Source organism: Massilia antarctica (genome assembly GCF_015689335.1).
In the GTDB taxonomy this organism is placed as follows: Bacteria; Pseudomonadota; Gammaproteobacteria; order Burkholderiales; family Burkholderiaceae_D; genus Telluria_A; species Telluria_A antarctica.
Genome location: NZ_CP065053.1, coordinates 4092399 through 4112818 on the forward strand (window position 1 = coordinate 4092399; position 20420 = coordinate 4112818).

Sequence of the window (20420 nt, forward strand, 5' to 3'; positions counted from 1 at the left end):
GCTTGCGCTGCCTGTTCGGCCGCGATGCGGACGGCTTCCACCCTTGCAGCTTGCTCCGCCGCAATCCGTGCCAATTCGATCTGTTCGGCTGCGATGCGAGCGGCTTGCTCGGCGGCCAGGCGTTCCGTGTCAAGGCGGGCGGCTTCTTCAGCGGCAATCCGTTGCGCTTCCGCCTTGGCTTCCTGTTCGGCGTGCAAGCGCGCCGCTTCGGCCTCGGCACGGCGCTGTGCTTCGAGGCGGGCGGCCTCGTCGGCGGCACGACGGTCGGCTTCGATGCGTTCGGCTTCTTCAGCGGCAAGGCGCTCGGCTTCGCGCCGCGCTGCATCTTCGGCGGCGATGCGGTCGGCTTCACCTTGGGCCGCTGCAATCGCGGCGATGCGTTCGGCTTCCAGCTGGGCGGCATGTTCGTCGGCCAGGCGCTTCGCTTCCAGCTCGGCCGCCTGCTCGTCGGCGATGCGTTGCGCTTCCAGTTGTGCGGCGTGCTCGTCGGCGATGCGTTTCGCTTCCAGCTGCGCGGCATGTTCGTCGGCAAGGCGTTGGGCTTCCTGGCGCGCCGCTTCCTCGGCGGCCTGACGTTCCGCTTCCAGGCGGGCAAGGTCGGCGGCGGCAATGCGTTCGGCTTCCAGGCGCGCGGCTTCGGCGGCGGCAATGCGTTCGGCTTCCAGGCGGGCGGCTTCGGCGGCGGCGACGCGCTCCGCTTCCAGGTGCGCGGCTTGGGCAGCGGCGATGCGCTCGGCTTCCAGACGGGCGGCTTCAGCGGCGGCAACACGCTCCGCTTCCAGGCGCGCCGCGTCCGCTGCGGCGATGCGTTCGGCCTCGACACGGGCCGCCTCGGCGGCAGCGATGCGTTCACCTTCGATGCGTTCGGCTTCGATCAGCGCAAGGCGCTCGGCTTCACGGCGCGCGGCTTCCTCGGCAAGGGCCAGGCGTTCAAGGTCGAGGCGGGCGGCTTCGAGCACGGCTTCGAGCCGTTCCGCCTCGGCTGCCGCGGCACGCTCCTGCGCTTCGGCGGCCGCCGCAAGGCGCTCGCCTTCGAGACGTTCTTCTTCCAGCGCGGCCAGCCGCTCCAGTTTTGCCTGCTCCTCGGCGGCGCGCGCGGCGGCGGCGAGGCGCTCCGCCTCCACCCGTTCCGCTTCCTCGGCGGCTTCCTTCTCGGCCTGGATGCGGGCGAATTCCTTGGCCTGGTCGGTATCGACGGACAGGGTAGGTTCATCACGCTGTTGCAGGGCTTTGATTTCCCGTTCGCGCAATACGTGCACGACGACACGGTAGGCCACGTAGAGGAGCACTACTATCAAAACGCCAATGCCGACATTTGTTTCGTAACTTGAAGTAAACACGCGAACAGCTCTCCGTCGTTACCTTTTTTCAAGGCAATTGGTTAATAAAAGGCGATCTTGGTTGTAGGCAACAATGATACACCGCTGCGCGCCAGAACACGATGGATGGTTGTAAGCATTCGTGTTTTCTTGTTCTGCGACAGGCCGGATGCACACGCGGAGAAGGGGGATTTGGTATTGATTTTTGCTACTTTTTCGGCATTTTTCAGTCGGCGTATGGACAAAGCGCAGATGGCGCCACTATTTTGCGCCGCACAAAAAAGCCGGCGCAGAGCCGGCTTTACCACACACGCCGTTGCTTACACGGTTGGCGGATCGGTTTCACGTGCAAAAGTATGGTGCCGCGCGAGGGCCGTGTTGAACTGCTTGAGCGCTTGCGCCGCCAAATTGGCATTGGCGTTGATGATGCCGGGATCGTCGCAGCCGTCCGGCAAGGCCGGTGGGATCGCGGCCGAGCGCGATGGCGGCGTCGTCACCGCCGGGCAGCACCATCGCGTCGTACACGACCGAGGGGCTCGCTTCGAAGGTGATTTCCACCTGCAGGGGCTGGCCGTCGAGCGAGCTGACCGGGCCGAGCCGCTGGCCTAGCAGACGCGGCACCGCGCCATCGTCCAGCAAGGCGGTGTAGATGGCGCGCGCCAATGCGCCATCCGTGCCGGAGGCAACCAGGATGGCCACCTGGCGCGTGCGGATGCCGGCCACACCAGGACGGCTGAGCAGGGAGAGGGCGGGCGAGGGCGCATACACGGGCAGCGGCAGGGTGGTGGCCAGCGGCAGCGGGGCCGGCACGGCGATGCCCAGGCCAGCCGCCACGGCGCGCGCCAGGGCAGCATCGACATTGAGCAGGCCGGCCACCATGCGCACCCGGATCGCCAAGGTTTCCACGCGCGTCAGTTCGAAGCGGAAGGCCTCGATGATATGGGCTTGCTCCGGCGCGCTCTGGCTGATCCAGAACAGGCGCGCTTGCGAGTAGTGGTCGGCAAACAGTTCCGGCTTGCCGCCCACCTTGTTGCCCGCCACCAGGTCGGGTACGCTGACAAACCCCGCGCGGCCCGCCTGGAAGGGGCAACCGCCCGCCAGCGAGTTCGGCTCGTCATCGCCCCGGCCCCGGTTGACCGTTTGGCGGTGAAAGCCTTCGCGCTGGTTGTTGTGGACCTCGGCGAGCGGTAGGTTGATGGGGATTTCGTGGACGTTGGGGCCGCCCAGGCGGCTGAGCTGGGTATCCAGATAGGAATGGTTGCGGCCCTGCAGGATCGGATCGTTGGTGAAGTCGATGCCCGGAACAATGTGCTGCGTGCAAAAGGCCACTTGTTCGGTCTCGGTGAAGAAATTGTCCGGGTTGCGGTTCAAGACCAGTTTACCGACCGGGAACACGGGAACCAATTCCTCCGGGACCAGCTTGGTCGGATCGAGGATGTCGAAGGGGAAGGTGGCGGCGTCGTCTTCGGTGAATACTTGCAGGCCCAGTTCGTACTCGGGGACGTTGCCGGCCTCGATGGCTTCCCACAGGTCGCGCCGGTGGAAATCGGTATCGATGCAGCGCAGCTTGACGGCTTCGTCCCAGACCAGCGAGTGGGTGCCTTGCAGCGGGGTCCAGTGGAATTTGCACAGGCGCACGTCGCCGTTGACGTTGACCAGCTTGAAGGTGTGCACGCCGAAGCCTTGCATCATGCGGTAGCTGCGCGGGTGAGCTGGCACAAGTCCTGGTAGGACTCGAAGTAGCCGTGCGCGGCCGAACCGCGCGCATGCACCACCCGTTCCGGGATGCGCTCGTGGTCGAAGTGCGTGATTTTTTCGCGCAGGACGAAGTCTTCCAGCGCGACCGGGCCGCGCAAGCCGATCTTGAGCGAGTCCTGGTTGCTCGATAACGGCACGGCCTGGTTGGTGGTCAGGCGCTGTTCGGTAGCGTCGGCGCGCACCCGGTCCAGCGAGCTGTTCAGGGCGTTGTCGCCCAGATGCGGGGTGCCGGCGCCGACCTTGGGCGAGGCGATGCTTTCGGTGCTGGTGCTGGCCGTGGCCAGCGGGGTGGACGAGGCATAGGCTTCGCCGGCGTGGGGCGTGCGCGCCGCGTCGCCGTATTCGAGCGGTTTGGTGGCGTTGAAGGGCCGCTCGTCAGGCCAGGTCGGCTTCGCCGCCAGCCTTGTCGAGCAAGCGCTGCGCGCGGGGATTGGTGCTGCCCAAGCTGCCGGGCAGGGTCGGGTCCGAGGGACCCGCGACGGTGCTGAGAATGGAACCTGCGCCGTCGGTGGACGGTCCGCTTTTTTTACGTGTGACCATGGATTTCCTCTTTGAAAGAGTGGGGCCGCGCCCCTGGCTTGTCGAGTTTGCATCGCTGCGGCGGCGCGGGATTGATCGCGAGCAGGCCAAGCGGCGCGGGAGATCAGGGCGCTTTCCTGGCGTGCGGGCGATGGCGGCTGGTGGTAGTCTGTTGGGTTGATGGATCACGCGGAGGACATGGATGGAGGCGTTGTCGGATACCTGCCGGGACTTGCTGGCGCGCAGCCGGCGCTACGGGCCGCTGTATGGCGAGCGGCTCGCCAATCATTTGCCGATGACCTTGATCGCGCTCGATCGCATGGGCGCGCCGGCCGACGCCATGGAACGCGCGTTCGACGTCAATGCGCGCCGCTTGCAGCTGCACGATGGCGACGTCGGCGCGGTGGTGGATGCGCTTGAGTGGCTGGGCAAGGGGCGCAACGCCGGCGGCCTCGACCGGTTTTTCCAGGAGAGCGTGCGCCGCGACGGCCTCGACGCCGTATTGCGCGGCTGGGTGCCACGGCTGTTGCCTGGTGTATCGGCGTCGGCCTTTCATTGCCTGATCCGGCTTGCGTATGCCATCGATGCCGGTGACCGGAACGAGACCTGCGCCGCGCTGGCCTACTGGGTCATGGAACACGTGACCCTGGATCTGGCGGCGGACGAGGTGGACGAGGCGCCGGCCGCCATCGCGGCGCGCCTGGCCCGTGCGCTTGCCGGCCATGCGCAGTGGGATGGCATCATCATCGACCGCATGCGTCAGGCTGCACGACATCCCGCCGTTGCCGGGACGGCGATTCAGCCGGCCACGCTCGACCTGCGGCAGGTGGCGCAGTTTGCGCTCGGGGCCTACCATGCGCAGGAAGATTTCACGCTCTTGCACACTGTCACGGCTTGCCACGCTTTCCGGGTAGTGGCGCCGTACGCGGGCGACCCACGGCGTGCGCTGCGCTATCTGTGGGAAGCGGTCGTGGTCGCGAGCCTGACGGTCGAACCTGCACCTGCGACCACGCCCGCGCCCGCTGCGGGGATTGACTGGCAAGCCTGCATGGCGCAAGCCGCGCGGGCCACCGATGCACACGTCGTCAAGCTGTGCTACTCGGCCTGGTGCGAGTCGCTTGTCTATGTCGATCCGCGCTACCTTGCGATTGCGGCGCGCAAGCTCGCGTGACTGGCGCCGAATGGAGCAATTGTGTCAGCCGGCGGAACTCGACGCGGTGTTCGACCCGGCGGCCCGACTCAACGCGCGATGATGTCGCCCACCAGGTCGCCTTTGAGCACCAGGGTCGAGCGACCGTCGTCGCCCAGCAGGAATACGCCGCGTCCGTTCGAGTAGAGGATTTGCCCGGCCGGCGTGATGTCGTAGGACGCTACATTGCTCGCCAGCACACGGTCATCGCCCGAGCGGCTGCGCTGCACCAGTTGCCAGCTGGCCGGCACCAGCGAGGGCACGCCGGCCACCATGCTTTCGCTGCGCAAGGCTTTCTCGGCATCGATGCGCTTGCCCTTGAGGATGATGGCCTTGACGTCGGCCTGGGCCGCCGGTCCGCTGGCGCCGGTGAGCGGCTTGCGGCTGTACATCATCGAGAAGAAATTCAGGTAGTGGAACACCGCGCGCAGCAGGCGGAAGGGAAACAGTACGGTATCGAGCAAGATATTGCCGCTGCTGTATTGCGGCACCTCGTACGGGCGCCGGATGAACAGCAGCTCGCCCGTGCTTGTTACGCGCGGATGCAGGAAGTCGGTGTTGGCGTCGTCCAGTACCGTGTCCAACTTGCCCGAGCGCAGGTCGAGCTTTTGGATGGTGCTGTGGCCGAGCGCCACGATCATGCCCTGGCTGTCGCGCCCCAGTCCGGCCGACTGGTAGACGATGCTGTCGTCGTCGCACCAGGACGGCGCCGAATCGGCCGTGTCGCCGCCGGTCAGTTCGCGCAGGTTGTTGCCCTGCACATCCAGGGTAGCGATGTTGGTGATGCTGTCCTTGGATGAGGAAGTGCAGACCAGCTTGCCGGTCTCGCGGTTCAGGTTCAGGTCGCTCAAATCGAGATGCTGGCGGTGCACGATGCGCGTTTCCACGCCCGTCTCCAGGTTGAAGGAAAACAGGCCGCCGATGCCCTGGTCGCTCAGGAAATACAGGATAGCCTGATGCTGGTCGAACTGGGCCGAGGTATAGCGGATCCCGTTGGCGGCGTCGCCGAACTGCTTCATCTGTCCGTAGGCGCCCACTTCGAAGCTGGTGTTTTTCTTCCACGAATTGCGCTCGTTGCTGCGCGCCAGACGGTCTTCGATCTCCTGGATGTAGGGACTGTGTAACTGGCGCAGCGCGCCGCCCTCGGGCTGGTAAAACAGCTTGCCGTTCGAGATGTACGCCACCCCGATGCCGGAGATGTTGGCCGAGCCGGCGGCGCCCGCACTGCCTGAACTGCCTGCCGCAGCCTCCTTCGGCGCGTCCGTCACGCGGTAGAACAGGATGACCAGGCAGACGAACAGCGCAAAACCGATAAGTAAAACCACCAGAAAACTCCTCAAATTGGGCCGACAGGGAAGCGCTCACTATACGTGCTTAATGCTGATCAAAAATACACTATTTGTCACGGCGCAGCTCAGCGCGCGTTATCGTCGGCAAAAAAAGCGGTGGGCGAACTGCCGAAGGTTTTCTTGAACATCGCCGAAAAGGCCGACTGGCTGGCGTAGCCGAGCTCCCCGGCCACCTGCGACAGCGGCATGCCGCGCGCGATCAGCGGCGCGGCGTGCGCCAGGCGCACCTGCTGGCGCCAGTGGCCGAAGCGCATGCCCAGTTCGCGCTCGAACAGGCGGGTCAGGGTGCGCTCGGAGGCGCCGACCTGGGCCGCCAACTGGCCCAGGGTCAGCTGGCAGGCCGGGTCCTCGATCAGGGCCGCGCACAGGGCGCCCAGGCGTTTGTCGCGCGGCAGCGGCACGCGCATCGGGCGGGTGGCGGCGCCGGGCAATTCGTCGAGGATCAGCTCGGCCAGCAAGTGCTCGCGCGGCCCCGGCCCGGTCTGGCCGAGGGCGATGATCATCTCGCGCAGCAGCACCGACACAGCCAGCACCCGGCATTCCTCGCCCTCGAACGGGGCGCGCGCGGCCAGGATGCACAGCGGGCGCAGGCGGGCCGTTTCGAGCACGTGGATGGCGTGCACCACATTCGGGGCAATCCAGATCGCGCGCAGGGGCGGCACGATCCAGCTGCTGCCTGGCGTGGTCACGCGCAGCACCCCGCTCAGGGCGAAGGTCAGCTGGCCCCAGGCATGCTGGTGCGGGGCTAGCCACTGGGTGACGTCGAGGTCGCGGGCGAGGGCGCGCACCGGGCGCGCCGGCGTCGGTTCGGTGCCGGACGGCTGCCAGCGGGTATGGGTCAGGATGGTCAGGCTCATGCGCATGCGATTGGCGGATTTGCGACAAAGTATGGCTCCCTGTCTCAAAACTGTCGATGGTTTTTTACTTACACTGGGGTTTGCTTATATTTGCTTATTCAAGGATGCATGATGAACACACCTTCCCTGCGCGAGGATGCGCGCGTCATCGGGCTTGTTTCCCTGGCCCACGGCGTATCGCACTTCTATCACCTGATCCTGGCGGCTCTGTTTCCGTGGCTCAAACCCGCTTTCGATCTGTCGTATGCGCAGCTCGGCTTGCTGATGACCATGTTCTTCGTCGTCTCCGGCATCGGCCAGGCCCTGTCCGGCTTCGTGGTGGACCGGGTCGGCGCGCGCCGCGTGCTGTTTTGCGGGCTGGCGCTGCTCGGTACGGCGGCCCTGGTGCTGGCCGGGGCGCAAACCTACGCCATGCTGGCGGCCGGTTCCATGCTGGCCGGCCTGGGCAACGCCGTATTTCATCCGGCCGACTACACCTTGCTGAACCAGCGCGTCAGCCGGGCGCGCATCGCCCACGCGTTTTCGCTACACGGCATCAGCGGCAACCTGGGCTGGGCGGCCGCGCCCGCGTTTTTGGCCGGCATCGCCGCGCTGGCCGGCTGGCGGGTGGCGCTGCTGTCGGCCGCCGCCATTCCCTTCGTCACCCTGGCGCTGCTGTTCGCCCAGCGCGCCCATCTGCACGCCGATCCGGCCCCGGTGCAGGCGGCCGGCGTGCCGCGGCATGGCTCGTTCGCCTTCATGAGGTTGCCGGCCGTCTGGATGAGCTTTGGTTTCTTTTTCCTGACCGCCATCGCGCTGGGCGGCATCCAGAGCTTTTCGTCGGCCAGTCTGGTGGCGCTGTACGGCATTTCGCTGGCCCAGGCCACCACCGCCTACACGGCCTATATGCTCGCTTCCGCCGGCGGCATGGTGCTGGGCGGCTTCCTGGCCGCGCGCGCCCGGCGCCACGACCGCACGATTGCCCTGTCCTTCATCTGCGCCGCGCTGATGGCGCTGCTGGTGGGCGCGGCCGTGGTGCCGGGCTGGATGGCGCTGGTGCTGATGGGCGGCATCGGCCTGGCGGCCGGCGTCGCCGGTCCTTCGCGCGATTTACTGATCCGCGCCGCGGCGCCGGACAACGCCACCGGGCGCGTGTTCGGCATCGTGTATTCGGGCCTCGACAGTGGACTGGCGCTCGGCCCGCTCCTGTTCGGCACCCTGATGGATGGCGGTCACCCGGCCTGGGTGTTCGGCTGCATCGCCCTGTTTCAGGTGCTGGCGATCGGCACCGCCCTGACCGTGGGCGGCAGCAGCCGTTCGCCCCAGCTCAAGCAGGCCTGAGCCGGCGCACGCAGCTTGGCTGGCCGCTTGCGGACGCTGCGCCGCGAGCAGGGCGTAGCGCACCCGGTAAGGCTTGAAGCCGAGGATGGTCTTGAAGCGCCGCAAACCCTCGGACGCCCCGAACCAGGTGTCGTACATGGCGTAGCGCACACGCCGTTCGGCGATCAGCAGGCTGACGATTTCGACGATCATGAAGTGCATGATGCCGTCATTGTTGCGGTAGCCGAGCAGGCGCGAGAACAGCGCAAAGTTGCCGTAGATACCCAGCTCGCAATAGGCCATCAGCTTGCCGGATTTGTCGAGCACGCCGTAGTAGCGGTAGTGCGCGCGGTCGGTGTAGTGCGCCGTGCGCTCCTGGTAGCCGGAAGCCATGGGCCGCCCCTGGCGCTCGGGCATGGACTGGTTGATGGCATGGATGTCGTCGGCGTAGCGGTTGCGCTCGATGCTGGCGAAGCGGTAGCCGCGCGCCTGGGCGCGGCGCGCGAAATAGCCGCCCCAGTTGCGTTCGGCGATCGATTCGCGGTAGTGCGCGGGTGTGGCGAACTGCTCGATGTCGACCAGGGCCGCGCCGATGGTCTTGTTGCCGATGATGCGGTAGCGCGGGTGGCGCCGTGTGAAGTTGTAGTAGGCGGCGCTCACCTCGGCGGGCGCAAGGGCCGCGTCGAACTGCAGTTGGGCGTGCGGCAATTTGGCGATGGCGGTGACGATGTCCCACATACGCCGGAGCTGTGACAGCGCGCTGAGCATGCATGCCCCCTGGTCGAGAAAGAGGAATCGATTATGGCGCCGCGGCGCGCGCCCGTCCGCGCTGTTTGCGCCGCGCTTGTGATGCGTCACTCTTGTGCGTCGCCCTTGCCGCACATGATTTTCCCGGACGGGAACCGGAGCGCGGGTGCCACGGTCGGCGTCAAGTCAGGGCAGCAGCACGCGCCGATGGCTTAAAATCACTCTACTTTCCCTTTTTGCGAGCGAACCGACATGACCTTTGCCACCACCGACCTGTGCGACGACCATCCCGAACTGCTGGAAGACGGCCGCCTGGCCGTGCTGCCGCCGCTGTTCAGGCATTTCGGGCAGCACCTGCGCTTTTGCGGCAAGGTCACCACCCTCAAGGTGTTCGAAGACAATGCCCTGGTGCGCGCCACGCTCGAAGCGCCCGGCAACGGCAACGTGCTGGTCATCGATGGCGGCGCCAGCCTGCGCCGCGCGCTGGTCGGCGGCCAGCTGGCCGTGCTGGCGCAGAACAATGGCTGGAGCGGCATCGTGGTCGATGGCTGCGTGCGCGACAGCGACGAGATCAATGCCTGCGCCATCGGGGTGCGCGCGCTGGCTACCCATCCGCGCAAAAGCAGCAAGCTGGGCGCGGGCGAACGCAATGTGCGCATCTGCGTCAGCGGGGTGGCGGTGCAGCCGGGGGATTGGTTGTATGCCGATGCCGATGGCATCGTGGTGGCGCAGCAGAAGCTGGCCTGAGGCGCGCGGGAAGCGATAGCGCAACAACACTGCGCGCGGCGGCCGGGCCGGCGCGCGCAGGGAGGACGGGAACGCGGGCCTAGAACGCCGGCATGTCGAGCGCCTTGGCGACGTCGACCTTGAACTTGGCGGCCTGGTCCTCGTTCGGAATTTCCTTGGCCAGGGCCATGACCACGGCGCGCACATCGGTGGCGCCATCGAAATGGTCGCCGCAGACAATTTCCGCCATCGGTCCCACATACTTCACCAGGCACTTTTGCAAGGTGGCCTTGATGTCGGCCGTGAGGCCCGGGGTGGCGGCCGGACGCGCCGCGGCGGCGGCCGGACGCGCTGCGGCACCGCCCAGCACGCCGTTACCCGGCAAGTCGTCCAGGGTACCGTCGAGGTAGCCGAGCACGATCTCGGTCGGCCAGTCCAGTCCGTCGGCATTGACGACGCCGGCCTTGTCCAGGGTCAGGCGCGCATTCTGCATGGTGCGCATGATCGCCAGGCCATCGCGGCCGCGGCGGCCGCGGCACAGGATGAAGACGATCTTGCCGCCTTGCAGGTGGACCTGGGCCATGCGGTTGTCGTCGCTGATCAGCAACGCCGTCCCGGTGACCCGCTGCGAGCAAAAGCTGGCGATCTGGTCGACCACATCGATAAACGGAATGAAATCCGGCTGTGTCATATTAGTAACCTCTCATCCGTATCAAACCTTCTTACGCAGGCGATCCATTGCCAGCTGAATGCTGACGCCGAGACGGTCAATGGCACGGGCCAGCGAGCCAATTTCATCGCCGCGCGCCGTTTGCGGGATATTGACTTGCAGTTCGCCGTTGCTGAGCTGACGGGCAATCGCGGTCAGTTCGTTGATCGGGCTGGTCAGTGCCTTGCCGAGGAAAATCGCCACGCCGATGACCAGCGCCATGGTGACGGCGATCAGGATGCGCGCTTCGCGTTCCATTTTATTCAGTGTTGCGTATGCTTCATCGTAATCTTGTTCAATCAGCAAAGTCCAGCCTTGTGGCAATTTACGCATGAAACCGATCACTTTACGGTCTTCCGAGGTGTACACGGTCGGGGCATCGGCAATGCCGGCCACCTTGAGGGCCGGGTAGGCGCTGAAATCCTGCAGCGCGGTACGCACCTTGGAGGCGTCGCCGTGGGCGATCACCTTGTGGCTGGCGTCGAGCAGGATGGCGCGGCCGGTTTCGCCGATGCGGGTATCGGTCACGATCTTGGAAATATCGGTCAGGTACATCGACATGGCCAGCACGCCGACCAGGGTGGCGTCGGCGTTGCGGATCGGGGTGGCCAGGATCAGTGCCGGCTTGCCGCTGGTTTTGCCGATCACGACCTGGCGGCCCACCGGTTGGCCTTTGATCACTTGCTGGAAGTAGCCACGGTCGCCGTACGGGGTCGGAGCGCCGCCGTCGTTGCGGCCGACGTTGGTGCCGTCCGGCAAGACCGTAAACATCAGGTACGACCATTCGTAGGTGGCGCCGGTGCTGACCAGGATCGGATTTTGCAGCTCGGCCTTCATCGAGATGATGTCTTTCAGGCGGGTGGTCTGGGCCATCGCGCGCAGATTGGTGTCGTCCCAGGCGTTGATGCCGGTGGCGACCGTGTTCATGGTCGAGACCAGGTTGGTCGACACGTTGTTGGTCAACTCCTGCTGCGCCGCGCGGTTACTCACAAACCATAAGGTGCACAACGGAATCAAGGTGACCGCGAGCAAGGTGATGAGTACTTTGTGAAAAATGTTTAGATTAAATTTTGAGTTCATGAGGTGCATTCGTAATGTAGGTCTGCTTGACGTGGCAGATCGTCCAGCGCATCGGACATCAAGATACCGATTGCCGGGCCGGCACTCAACAGGGTGCCGGGCTTTTTATATTTGGCAACCATCTCGCTCGTTCTGCCGTGCGGCGAGATCGATATTTCGGAGGTATTGGTTGGTAGAATTGCACTGTCTGCCATGTCCGCGCCGCAATCTGTTGGGAGAGGTGGGGGCGGATTACGACAGCAGTGATGCAGGGTTGCCCGTAAGCACATTATTATACCGGGCTTTACGAAAAGCATGTGTTTTAGGCGGGTTCTCGTTGTTTTTCGTGAGAATTGCCCGTTCGTGTGCCTTTGCTGCAACAGAAGCGCCGCCGATTGTTGGCTCAACAGCAACTCATGCCGCGGCGCGTGCGCGGCCGTGGCAGCCCTCGCCCGGCGATTTCATCAGGCGCGCATGGCATTTCACGATGCAAAACGGTGCCGCAATAAAGCGCGCCAAGCTGCTTCCATTTGGAGAAATTTCATTTCGTATCGCGGGATTCGATTTTCAAGTAATTGATTTAAAACGAATTTAATTTAGTTATATGTCTTATATAAGAGTGTTGTTGCAGCGCGCAAAAAGGTCTATGATTTGTCTAAGGCATTTCGTTTCTTAACTCGGCTTTCAATTAGGAGAACACCATGGCAACTCGTGAACAGCAAGTAGCAGACCTGCAAAAAGACTGGGACACCAACCCACGCTGGAAAGGCGTTGTACGTAACTACACCGCAGCCGACGTGGTGCGTCTGCGCGGCTCGCTCAAGATCGAGCACACCCTGGCCAAGCGTGGCGCGGAAAAATTGTGGGATTTGGTGAATAACGAGCCTTTCGTCAACGCGCTCGGCGCCATGACCGGCAACCAGGCCATGCAGCAGGTCAAGGCCGGCTTGAAAGCCATCTACCTGTCCGGCTGGCAAGTCGCAGGCGACGCCAACGTCGCTGGCGAAATGTATCCCGACCAATCGCTGTACCCGGCCAACTCGGTGCCGCTGGTCGTGCGCCGCATCAACAACACCTTCCAGCGCGCCGACCAGATCCAATGGTCCGAAGGCAAGGATGACATCGATTACTTCGCACCGATCATCGCCGACGCGGAAGCCGGTTTCGGCGGCGTACTGAACGCTTATGAACTGATGAAGTCGATGATCGACGCGGGCGCCGCCGGCGTTCACTTCGAAGATCAGCTGGCGTCGGTCAAGAAATGCGGCCACATGGGCGGCAAAGTGCTGGTGCCAACCCGTGAAGCAGTCGAAAAGCTGACCGCGGCGCGCCTGGCGGCCGACGTGATGGGCACCTCGACCCTGGTGATCGCCCGTACCGATGCCGAAGCGGCCGACCTGCTGACCTCCGACGTGGACGACAACGACCGTGAATTCTGCACCGGCGAACGCACCGTGGAAGGCTTCTACAAAGTCCGTCCGGGCATCGAGCAAGCCATTTCGCGCGCCATCGCCTACGCACCGTTCGCCGACCTGGTCTGGTGCGAAACCGGCAAGCCGGACCTGGCTTTCGCCAAGCAGTTCGCCGATGCCGTGCACGCCAAGTTCCCAGGCAAGATGCTGGCTTACAACTGCTCGCCATCGTTCAACTGGAAAAAGAACCTGGACGATGCCACCATTGCCAAGTTCCAGAAAGAACTGGGCGCCATGGGTTACAAGTTCCAGTTCATCACCCTGGCCGGCTTCCATGCCCTGAACTACGGCATGTTCAACCTGGCGCACGGTTATGCGCGCCGTCAGATGTCGGCCTTCGTGGAACTGCAGGAAGCCGAATTCGCCGCTGCCGACAAGGGCTTCACGGCCGTCAAGCACCAGCGCGAAGTCGGTACCGGCTATTTCGACGCCGTCACCCAGACCATCCAGCAAAACCAGAGCTCGACCACCGCGCTGCATGGTTCGACCGAAGATGAACAATTCTTCGACGAAAAGAAAGTAGCTTAAACGCTATTGATCCGCGGCGCTTCCACAAGGAGCGCCGCCAGCGCGATGGCTTGGAGACGGGCCATCGCGCGCCCCCACGGGTGGAAACGCACAGCGCCTTCTCCCTTGTCCGTCCCTGCTCCAGGGTGCGCGGCCAAGGGGGAGGGCGTTGTGCATTTACGCGCTTTTTGCGTCCGAACCGCCTTTATAGAGGATAATGGCGGCTCAGATCCCCCTTTTTTATGGAATACCCAAGCTATGTTGAGCTACCGCCACGCCTTTCACGCGGGTAATCACGCCGACGTCCTGAAACATTTCGTGCAGATTCAGCTGCACGAATACATGAATCAGAAAGACACGGCCTACACCTATATCGACACCCACTCCGGTGCCGGCGTGTATGCGCTCGATGGCGGTTACGCGTCCAAGAACGCCGAGTACGAAACCGGCATCGGCCCGCTGTGGGAGCGCAATGACTTGCCCAAGCCCCTGGCCGACTACGTCAAGCTGATCAAGGAACTCAATCCGAGCGGCAAGATGCGCTACTACCCGGGTTCGCCATACTGCGCCGACAAGCTCATGCGCGAGCACGACAAGCTGCGCCTGTTCGAGCTGCATCCGGCCGACAGCAAGATCCTGGCCGATAATTTCCGCAAGGTCGAAGCGCACGCGGCGGCGCAGGGCGAACGCCCGAGCGCGCGCGGCCGCCGTGTGCTGATCGAGCGCGGCGATGGTTTCCACGCCCTCAAGACCCTGCTGCCGCCGCCATCGCGCCGCGCGCTGGTCCTGATCGACCCGCCGTACGAAGACAAGCAGGATTACCGCAAGGTGCGCGACGCGCTCGACGACGCGCTGGTGCGTTTCCCGTCCGGCATTTATGCGATCTGGTATCCGGTGCTGCAGCGCATGGAATCGCGCCAGTTCGCCGACAAGCTCAAGCGCCTGGCGGCCAAGGAATGGCTCAACGTCACCCTGACCATCACCACCCCGGGTCCGGACGGCTTCGGCCTGCACAGTAGCGGCATGTTCATCATCAACCCGCCGTACACCCTGGAGCCGACCTTGCGCCAGGTGATGCCTTACCTGGTGCAAGTGCTGGGCAAGAACGCCGACGCCACCTACGTGATCGAAAAAGGCACCCAGGTGACCGGCACGGCCAGCGCCCGCACCGGTGCCAACGGGGCCGTGCGCATGCCGGTCGGTAACGCCCGCAAGGCCAGCCCGACCGCCGGAACCGGCAGCCTGCGCCTGCCCGGGCAAGCACCGGCCGGCACACCGGGCCAGGCTGGCGCCGCGCCGCGTGCGCCGGCCGCCAAGCGCCCCGGCGCAGGTTCCGCCGGCTCTGCCGTCGGCCTGGCCGGCAAGAGCGGCCGTCCCTCTGGCGCCGCCACCGGCGTGGCCGGCAAGAGCGCTCGTCCTGCCGGCGCTGCCGCCGGGGTGGCTGGCAAGAGCGGCCGTCCCACCGGCGCCGCCACCGGGGTGGCCGGCAAGAGCGGGCCTCCCACCGCCGCTTCCGGCAAGAGCGGCCGTCCAACCGAAGGCGGGTCCAGCGCCCGTCCCGCCGGCCCGCGCAACAGCGGTCCACGCCGTCCTTAGGCGTGGCCCCGTAGTATAGTCACCGCAGGAGGCGCCGCTGTCGGCGCTCCTGTTTTCCGGATCCCCCATGCCTATTGATACCGTGGCCGAGCTGGCGCTGCCATCCGACGATTTTTTTCTCGCGCGCCAGCCTATTCTCGGACGCAACCAGCGACTGGTTGCCTTTGAACTCTTGTTTCGCAGCGCAGATGGCGGCGACGCAAATGTGACCGATCACGCTGCCGCCACCGCGGCGGTGATCTCGCACGCCTCCCAGCTCGGCATGGCCAGGGTGGTCGGCGAGCGCCTCGCGTTCGTGAATGTCGACGAGATCGTCCTCATGAGCGACTTCGTGCGCTTCCTGCCGCACGACAAGGTCATCCTCGAAATCCTCGAAACCGTGCAGGCCACGCCGGCCGTGATCGCGCGCGTGCGCGAACTGAAGCAGTTCGGCTTCAAGTTCGCCCTCGACGATGTGGTCGACGAGTCCGAGGACGTGCGCAAGCTGGTCGACCTGGTCGATATCATCAAGGTCGATGTGCAGGCCGTGCCGGCAGGCGCCTTGCCGGCGCTGGTGGCTGCCCTGAACGGACGCAACAAGAAACTGCTGGCCGAAAAGGTCGAGACGGTCGAGGAATTCGACGCCTGCATGGCGCTCGGCTTCGAGTTTTTCCAGGGTTATTATTTCGCGCGTCCGGCGATTTTGAGCGGCAAGAAAATCGCGCCGTCGGAACTGGTCATCCTGCGCCTGCTCGACCTGATCAATTCGGACGCCGACAATGCCGAGATCGAGCGCGCGGTCAAGCGCGACCCGCTGATCAGCCTGAACTTGCTACGGCTGGTCAACACGCCGGCGGCCGGCGCGCGCGGACGCATCGACTCGCTGACCGAGGCGCTGTACGTGCTGGGGCGCCAGCAATTGCAGCGCTGGCTGCAAATCCTGCTGTACGCCAAGCCGGGCACCGCGGTCGAACTGAATTCGCCACTGCTGCAGATGGCCACCACGCGCGGCAAGCTGATGGAACTGATGACCCGGAAAGTGCAGGGCGCCAGCGCCGAGACCGGTTTTACGGTGGGCATCATGTCGCTGATGGATGCGCTATTTTCGATGTCGATGCAGGATATTCTCGCCACCGTGGTGGTGGCCGACGAAGTGCGCGCCGCCCTGCTGGAGCGCAAGGGGGTGCTGGGCGACATGCTGCGCGTGGTCGAGCTGCTGGAAAACCCCAGGCGCGGCCCGGAACTGGCCAGGTCGCTCAAGGCGCTCGGCCTCGGTGCCCAGGCCATGCGCGAGATCGAAATGGACGCCTTCGGCTGGGTGAACGAGCTGGTGGCCTGAGGAGGCCGGGTCGCTAGGCCATCCAGAAAAACACGATCGTCATGCGCCTGTCGGCCTGTTCGAAGCCGAAATAACCGGTGGCCGAATGCACCAGGTTGCCCCGGTACAGCAGGATGCGGTTGAAGCGGTTTTCGATGCGGATTTCTTCTTGCCATGCATCTGGCGGCAAGGCCTTCACACCAAGCGCTTCGCGCAGATTGGCGTGCGGCGGGCTGCAGATATTGCCGCCGAGCGAACCGTTCGGATAACGCAGGCGGAAGAACGAGGTGCCGCAGGTGGGATCGGGATCGGGCGTGAGGTAGATCACGCAGGCGTAGCGGCACAGCTTGCGCGAATCGGTATGCGGACGCGCCGCGGACTCGTCCATGCCCACCAGTTGCACGTGATTATGGTTAAGCGTGCTGCCCTCGGGTGTCGATTCCTGCCACAGGCGTTTGGCGCCGGTCACCTTTTTGACCCATGCTTCGACATACGCCATCTCGTCCGGCGTGAGCGCGTTCGGGCTACGCATGCCGGGCCACGGTTCGGCGCGGTGCGGCGCACCCAGCTGCCACTCGGTCTGGCTGTAGCAGCGCTGCGAAATGGCCAGCGCGTCCGGCAAAAAATCATCCTGCACCCAGTAATCGCGCCCTTCCTGCGGCCTGCGATAGGTCAAGGTGGGCAGTTTGAGCGGGGCGGGCTGGGATGGTCGGAGCATGCGGGCATTTCCTCTGCGAATGGGGCGGATGGCAAAGCTGGTGCGGTGCAGGATAGCACCGCGCCCGCGCGATGACAATCGGGTGTGCGGCGCGTTTTCGCGTGCCGGCGACAGACGCCACGGCGATCGGGCTTGTGCCGATTCGCTTCGGGCACGTGCCGGATGCATGGGGTTGACATGGCGGTCTTCCCGCTCATTCGTCGCCAATCTCCACCGTCGGGCTCGTGCGCGCTGCCGGCGCGTCTTGTATGGCATCATTCCAGACAGCACCCCCGCATCTAACCGAAAGGATCAGCGGCTAGACGCGCATCAGCGAAACGCGCGCCGACCAGAAGGTCGTCCTTTACGGGTAGGGCGATCTAGGCCGCATGCGCTGGCGCCACAGCGGCGGCATCACCGAATCGTTCAACTATGACGAAGGCAATTTCGGCAAGGGCAGGCTGACCAGTATTGCCGATGCCACCGGACGCACCGATTACGCCTACGACGTCGCCGGCCGGCTCGTCAGTCAGAAAAACGATCTTTACGGCGTCAAGTTCGCCACGTATTGGGGCTATGACCCTGCGGGCCGCAAAAGCGCCATGAGCAATTCCAGCGGCTTTGGCGTCGGGTACGACTACGACGCGTACGGGCGCCTGTGGCGGCTGCGCAGCACCCTGGGCGGGAAGTGGGCGATCCTGGCCAGCGGATTCATCTACCAGCCGGCGACCGATCTTCTTTACGGCTGGCGCTTCGGCAACGGCCTGCCGCGCATGCTCACCTTCGACCAGGATGGACGCCTTGACCAGCTCGCCACGCCCGGGGTGCACAGCCTGGGATTCGACTACCACCCGAAAGGGACGATCTCGAAGGTCGTCGATGCGGTGTTTCCGGAACTGACGACCGACTACGGCTACGACGAGGCCAGCCGGCTCGCCACCGCGACGCGCAGCGGGGACAACCAGTATTTTGCATGGGATGACGCGGGTAACAGGATCAAGCATAGCCGTGAACGGACAGGCGACTTCAGTTACGCCTTGCACCCGAACACCAATCGGCTCAACTTATGGGCGGGGGCAGGGCAATCGCGCAGGTTCGACTACGATGCCGTCGGCAGCGATATGCGAGTCAGCCGTGCGGTGGTGAGTGTGCCGAGCGGCTGTGGTTCGAGAACGGGTTGTCACTCGACACGGAGGCTTGGTCGGTGGAATTGGACACGAACGGTCGCATCATCAACCGCGCGAACAAAATAACTATTTCTTGCTCACTTGGCGCGCCGTGTCATGGTACTGCCAAAGTACATTGACGATCTTCCACTCGCTGCGCTGGTTCTTATACAGGTGCATGTAGTCGATCCACTCGTCGGCGGTCAGCTTGACGGTTGCCACGCGCTGGTCGACATCGAGGATCTTGATGTCCACCCGTGGTTGTGCCGGGAATTTCGTGCCGTCCTTGTTGTAAGTCCTGGCAACCTTGACCATGGTGTCGAAGTCGGTATTCATGATGAATTCAGATCCATCGGCCGCCTGCCAATATGTGCGCTTGGCGAGCTGACGGTCAACACCGCGTTCCATGCGTGCCGGATCGGGCGTGTGTTGCGACTCTATATAGTCGCGTACCGCGCGTTCGATCAACTGATTATCAGTGGCATCGGCTGCCTGTGCCATCAGTGGCGATACCGCGAAAAAAAGAAACATGAAAGAGCGTTTCATGGGCAACCTTGCGTGTTGGATAACACAAGCATGAAAACACAAAACTTGGCCCCATGCAATGTAAAGCGGGCGCCGGCCGGCAAAACAATCCACGCCAGGATGTCCGCGATGGCCGTGCCACTGCCCACAGCGCAACAGCGCTGTCCTGTCCTGCCGGATTGCTCGCTCCAGTGGGGAGAGCGATGACTGGCCATCGCGCCGCTGGCGGCTTACGCCAGCAGCAGGAACACGGTCGGCTTCTTGTGGAAGTCGGGTGCCTTGCCAGCCGCCAGCAGCGACTTCCATTTACCGCCATTCAAGGTGCGGATCGATTCTGTCGGCAGGCTCAGGTCGGTCGCGACGCAAATCAAGGTACTTGGCTGGCAGGCGCCGACCAGGGCTTCGAGCATGGCGCCGTTGCGGTAGGGCGTTTCGATCAGCAGCTGGGTTTGCTTTTCCGCGCGCGAACGCGTTTCCAGTTCCTTGATGCGCTTGGTGCGCAGGGCCGCGTCGGTCGGCAGATAGCCGTTGAAGGCGAAGCTCTGCCCGTTCAAGCCACTCGCCATCACGGCCAGCAGCAGCGACGACGGCCCGACCAGCGGGCGCACCTGGACGCCGCGCTCGTGCGCTAGGCGCACCAGGTCGGCGCCAGGATCGGCCACCGCCGGCACGCCCGCTTCCGACACCAGCCCGCAATCACGCCCGGCCAGCAGGGGTTCCAGCAAGCCCGCCAGCGCTTGCGCCGGGGTGTTTACATTCAGTTCGGCGATCTCGATTTCCTGCAGCGGCTTGGTCAGCGGATGGCGCACGGCAATCAGTTTCAGGAAGCCGCGCGCGGTCTTGGCGTTTTCAGCGACAAAATAATCGAGCCGCGCGGTCAGCGCCTGGACTTGCTCCGGGATGATGTGCGCGAGCGCGTCGCTGGCCGGATCGGCTGCGCCGAGGGTGTTGGGGATCAGATATAAAATGCCAGGCATGGTACTCACTGTTGAAAGAAGGTAAAACCGGCCTGGCGCAGCATGCCGGTCAGGGCGATCAGGGGCAGGCCGGTGAGGGCGGTCGGGTCGGTGCTGTCGATGCGTTCCAAAATGGCGATGCCGAGCGCTTCGTTCTTGGCGCTGCCAGCGCAATCGTAGGGCTGTTCGATGCGCAGGTAAGCGTCGAATTCGGCGTCGGGCAAGTCGCGCACGGTGACGAAGGTTTGCACATTCTCGACCTGGGCCGTGCCGGTGCGCCCGTCCCACAGGCACAGGGCCGTGTGGAATACCACGCGCCGTCCGCGCATCGTCTGCAATTGGGCCAGGGCATTGGCGTGGTTGCCGGGCTTGCCGATTTGCTGGCCGTCGAGCGTGGCCACCTGATCGGAACCGATGACGATGCTGCCCGGCGCGCGCGCCGCCACCGCTTCGGCCTTGGCGCGCGCCAGGCGCAGCGCTGTCGCTTCCGGCAACTCGCCGGACTGCGGCGTTTCGTCGATATCGGGCACCAGCACCTCGAAGGGCAGGCGCAGGCGCTCGAGCAATTCGCGCCGGTAAGCGGAGCCCGATGCAAGAATCAGCCGCGGTGCGGTGGAAGTTGGTATCATGTCGTACTTTGGTCCTGTTGGCTGGCCCTGTCAGCGGGCGCAGC

The 20420-nt window shown here is 64.4% G+C and carries 17 protein-coding genes and 1 pseudogene; 9 read left to right on the forward strand and 9 right to left on the reverse strand.

What is annotated here, in order from left to right:
• Positions 1-2 precede the first annotated feature (2 nt).
• A complete protein-coding gene (locus IV454_RS18325; RefSeq protein WP_206087243.1) occupies positions 3-1331 on the forward strand; it encodes a hypothetical protein in 1329 nt (442 codons plus the stop codon).
• Between the two features lie 308 nt (positions 1332-1639).
• Here the strand turns inward: IV454_RS18325 and IV454_RS18330 are convergent.
• Positions 1640-3521, reverse strand: a pseudogene (locus IV454_RS18330) (catalase); the annotation flags it as partial.
• A gap of 277 nt (positions 3522-3798) precedes the next feature.
• Between IV454_RS18330 and IV454_RS18335 the strand changes: the two are divergent.
• Positions 3799-4767, forward strand: coding sequence for a questin oxidase family protein (locus tag IV454_RS18335; protein WP_206087244.1), 969 nt, complete (start codon positions 3799-3801; stop codon positions 4765-4767).
• 68 nt (positions 4768-4835) lie between these two features.
• Here the strand turns inward: IV454_RS18335 and IV454_RS18340 are convergent, their stop codons facing one another.
• On the reverse strand, positions 4836-6110 hold the full coding sequence (locus tag IV454_RS18340) for a TolB-like translocation protein (RefSeq protein WP_206087245.1): 1275 nt from the start codon (positions 6108-6110) through the stop codon (positions 4836-4838).
• A gap of 89 nt (positions 6111-6199) precedes the next feature.
• On the reverse strand, positions 6200-6991 hold the full coding sequence (locus tag IV454_RS18345) for an AraC family transcriptional regulator (protein ID WP_206087246.1): 792 nt from the start codon (positions 6989-6991) through the stop codon (positions 6200-6202).
• Between the two features lie 108 nt (positions 6992-7099).
• Between IV454_RS18345 and IV454_RS18350 the strand changes: the two genes are divergently transcribed.
• Both IV454_RS18350 and rraA read left to right on the forward strand, forming a co-directional pair.
• A complete protein-coding gene (locus tag IV454_RS18350; RefSeq protein WP_206087247.1) occupies positions 7100-8311 on the forward strand; it encodes an MFS transporter in 1212 nt (403 codons plus the stop codon).
• Positions 8312-9289: 978 nt separating this feature from the next.
• Positions 9290-9784: a ribonuclease E activity regulator RraA gene (rraA, locus tag IV454_RS18355; protein ID WP_206087248.1), complete on the forward strand. Its 495-nt coding sequence runs from the start codon at positions 9290-9292 to the stop codon at positions 9782-9784.
• A 79-nt stretch (positions 9785-9863) separates the two neighbouring features.
• On the opposite strand, the gene IV454_RS18360 is transcribed toward rraA, so the two are convergent.
• Positions 9864-10454 carry a DUF8082 domain-containing protein gene (locus IV454_RS18360; protein WP_206087249.1) on the reverse strand — a complete coding sequence of 197 codons (591 nt, stop codon included), beginning with the start codon at positions 10452-10454 and terminating at the stop codon, positions 9864-9866.
• Positions 10455-10475: 21 nt separating this feature from the next.
• Positions 10476-11552 carry a cache domain-containing protein gene (locus IV454_RS18365; protein ID WP_206087250.1) on the reverse strand — a complete coding sequence of 359 codons (1077 nt, stop codon included), beginning with the start codon at positions 11550-11552 and terminating at the stop codon, positions 10476-10478.
• A 169-nt stretch (positions 11553-11721) separates the two neighbouring features.
• Between IV454_RS18365 and IV454_RS18370 the strand changes: the two genes are divergently transcribed.
• From IV454_RS18370 to IV454_RS18385, 4 genes are all read left to right on the forward strand, one after another.
• Complete coding sequence (locus tag IV454_RS18370; protein WP_206087251.1) at positions 11722-12126, forward strand: hypothetical protein; 405 nt, start codon at positions 11722-11724, stop codon at positions 12124-12126.
• A gap of 106 nt (positions 12127-12232) precedes the next feature.
• Positions 12233-13531 (forward strand): isocitrate lyase, encoded by a 1299-nt coding sequence (gene aceA / locus IV454_RS18375; RefSeq protein ID WP_054267231.1) that lies wholly within the window; start codon positions 12233-12235, stop codon positions 13529-13531.
• Between the two features lie 237 nt (positions 13532-13768).
• A complete protein-coding gene (locus IV454_RS18380) occupies positions 13769-15106 on the forward strand; it encodes a 23S rRNA (adenine(2030)-N(6))-methyltransferase RlmJ (protein ID WP_206087252.1) in 1338 nt (445 codons plus the stop codon).
• 67 nt (positions 15107-15173) lie between these two features.
• Positions 15174-16424: an EAL and HDOD domain-containing protein gene (locus tag IV454_RS18385; RefSeq protein ID WP_206087253.1), complete on the forward strand. Its 1251-nt coding sequence runs from the start codon at positions 15174-15176 to the stop codon at positions 16422-16424.
• Between the two features lie 13 nt (positions 16425-16437).
• Here IV454_RS18385 and IV454_RS18390 read toward each other — a convergent pair whose 3' ends face one another.
• Positions 16438-17121, reverse strand: a complete 684-nt coding sequence (locus IV454_RS18390) for a DUF6445 family protein (RefSeq protein ID WP_054267234.1) — start codon at positions 17119-17121, stop codon at positions 16438-16440.
• A gap of 368 nt (positions 17122-17489) precedes the next feature.
• Between IV454_RS18390 and IV454_RS18395 the strand changes: the two genes are divergently transcribed.
• The gene (locus IV454_RS18395; RefSeq protein WP_206087254.1) at positions 17490-18353 is read left to right on the forward strand and encodes an RHS repeat protein; all 864 of its coding nucleotides are present in this window, start codon (positions 17490-17492) and stop codon (positions 18351-18353) included.
• On the opposite strand, the gene IV454_RS18400 is transcribed toward IV454_RS18395, so the two are convergent.
• From IV454_RS18400 to IV454_RS18410, 3 genes are all read right to left on the reverse strand, one after another.
• Positions 18354-18812, reverse strand: a complete 459-nt coding sequence (locus IV454_RS18400; protein ID WP_206087255.1) for a nuclear transport factor 2 family protein — start codon at positions 18810-18812, stop codon at positions 18354-18356.
• A gap of 209 nt (positions 18813-19021) precedes the next feature.
• On the reverse strand, positions 19022-19768 hold the full coding sequence (locus tag IV454_RS18405) for an SAM-dependent methyltransferase (RefSeq protein WP_206087256.1): 747 nt from the start codon (positions 19766-19768) through the stop codon (positions 19022-19024).
• Between the two features lie 5 nt (positions 19769-19773).
• Positions 19774-20376: a Maf family nucleotide pyrophosphatase gene (locus IV454_RS18410; RefSeq protein WP_206087257.1), complete on the reverse strand. Its 603-nt coding sequence runs from the start codon at positions 20374-20376 to the stop codon at positions 19774-19776.
• Positions 20377-20420: the final 44 nt, after the last annotated feature.

Bases quoted from the DNA above. Each gene is read 5' to 3' on its own strand.
- IV454_RS18380 (WP_206087252.1), top strand. From the start codon at position 13,769: ATGTTGAGCTACCGCCACGCCTTTCACGCGGGTAATCACGCCGACGTC.
- IV454_RS18335 (WP_206087244.1), top strand. From the start codon at position 3,799: ATGGAGGCGTTGTCGGATACCTGCCGGGACTTGCTGGCGCGCAGCCGG.
- aceA (WP_054267231.1), top strand. From the start codon at position 12,233: ATGGCAACTCGTGAACAGCAAGTAGCAGACCTGCAAAAAGACTGGGAC.
- IV454_RS18395 (WP_206087254.1), top strand. From the start codon at position 17,490: ATGCGCTGGCGCCACAGCGGCGGCATCACCGAATCGTTCAACTATGAC.
- IV454_RS18350 (WP_206087247.1), top strand. From the start codon at position 7,100: ATGATGAACACACCTTCCCTGCGCGAGGATGCGCGCGTCATCGGGCTT.
- IV454_RS18400 (WP_206087255.1), bottom strand. From the start codon at position 18,812: ATGAAACGCTCTTTCATGTTTCTTTTTTTCGCGGTATCGCCACTGATG.
- rraA (WP_206087248.1), top strand. From the start codon at position 9,290: ATGACCTTTGCCACCACCGACCTGTGCGACGACCATCCCGAACTGCTG.
- IV454_RS18410 (WP_206087257.1), bottom strand. From the start codon at position 20,376: ATGATACCAACTTCCACCGCACCGCGGCTGATTCTTGCATCGGGCTCC.
- IV454_RS18360 (WP_206087249.1), bottom strand. From the start codon at position 10,454: ATGACACAGCCGGATTTCATTCCGTTTATCGATGTGGTCGACCAGATC.
- IV454_RS18390 (WP_054267234.1), bottom strand. From the start codon at position 17,121: ATGCTCCGACCATCCCAGCCCGCCCCGCTCAAACTGCCCACCTTGACC.
- IV454_RS18365 (WP_206087250.1), bottom strand. From the start codon at position 11,552: ATGAACTCAAAATTTAATCTAAACATTTTTCACAAAGTACTCATCACC.
- IV454_RS18345 (WP_206087246.1), bottom strand. From the start codon at position 6,991: ATGAGCCTGACCATCCTGACCCATACCCGCTGGCAGCCGTCCGGCACC.
- IV454_RS18385 (WP_206087253.1), top strand. From the start codon at position 15,174: ATGCCTATTGATACCGTGGCCGAGCTGGCGCTGCCATCCGACGATTTT.
- IV454_RS18405 (WP_206087256.1), bottom strand. From the start codon at position 19,768: ATGCCTGGCATTTTATATCTGATCCCCAACACCCTCGGCGCAGCCGAT.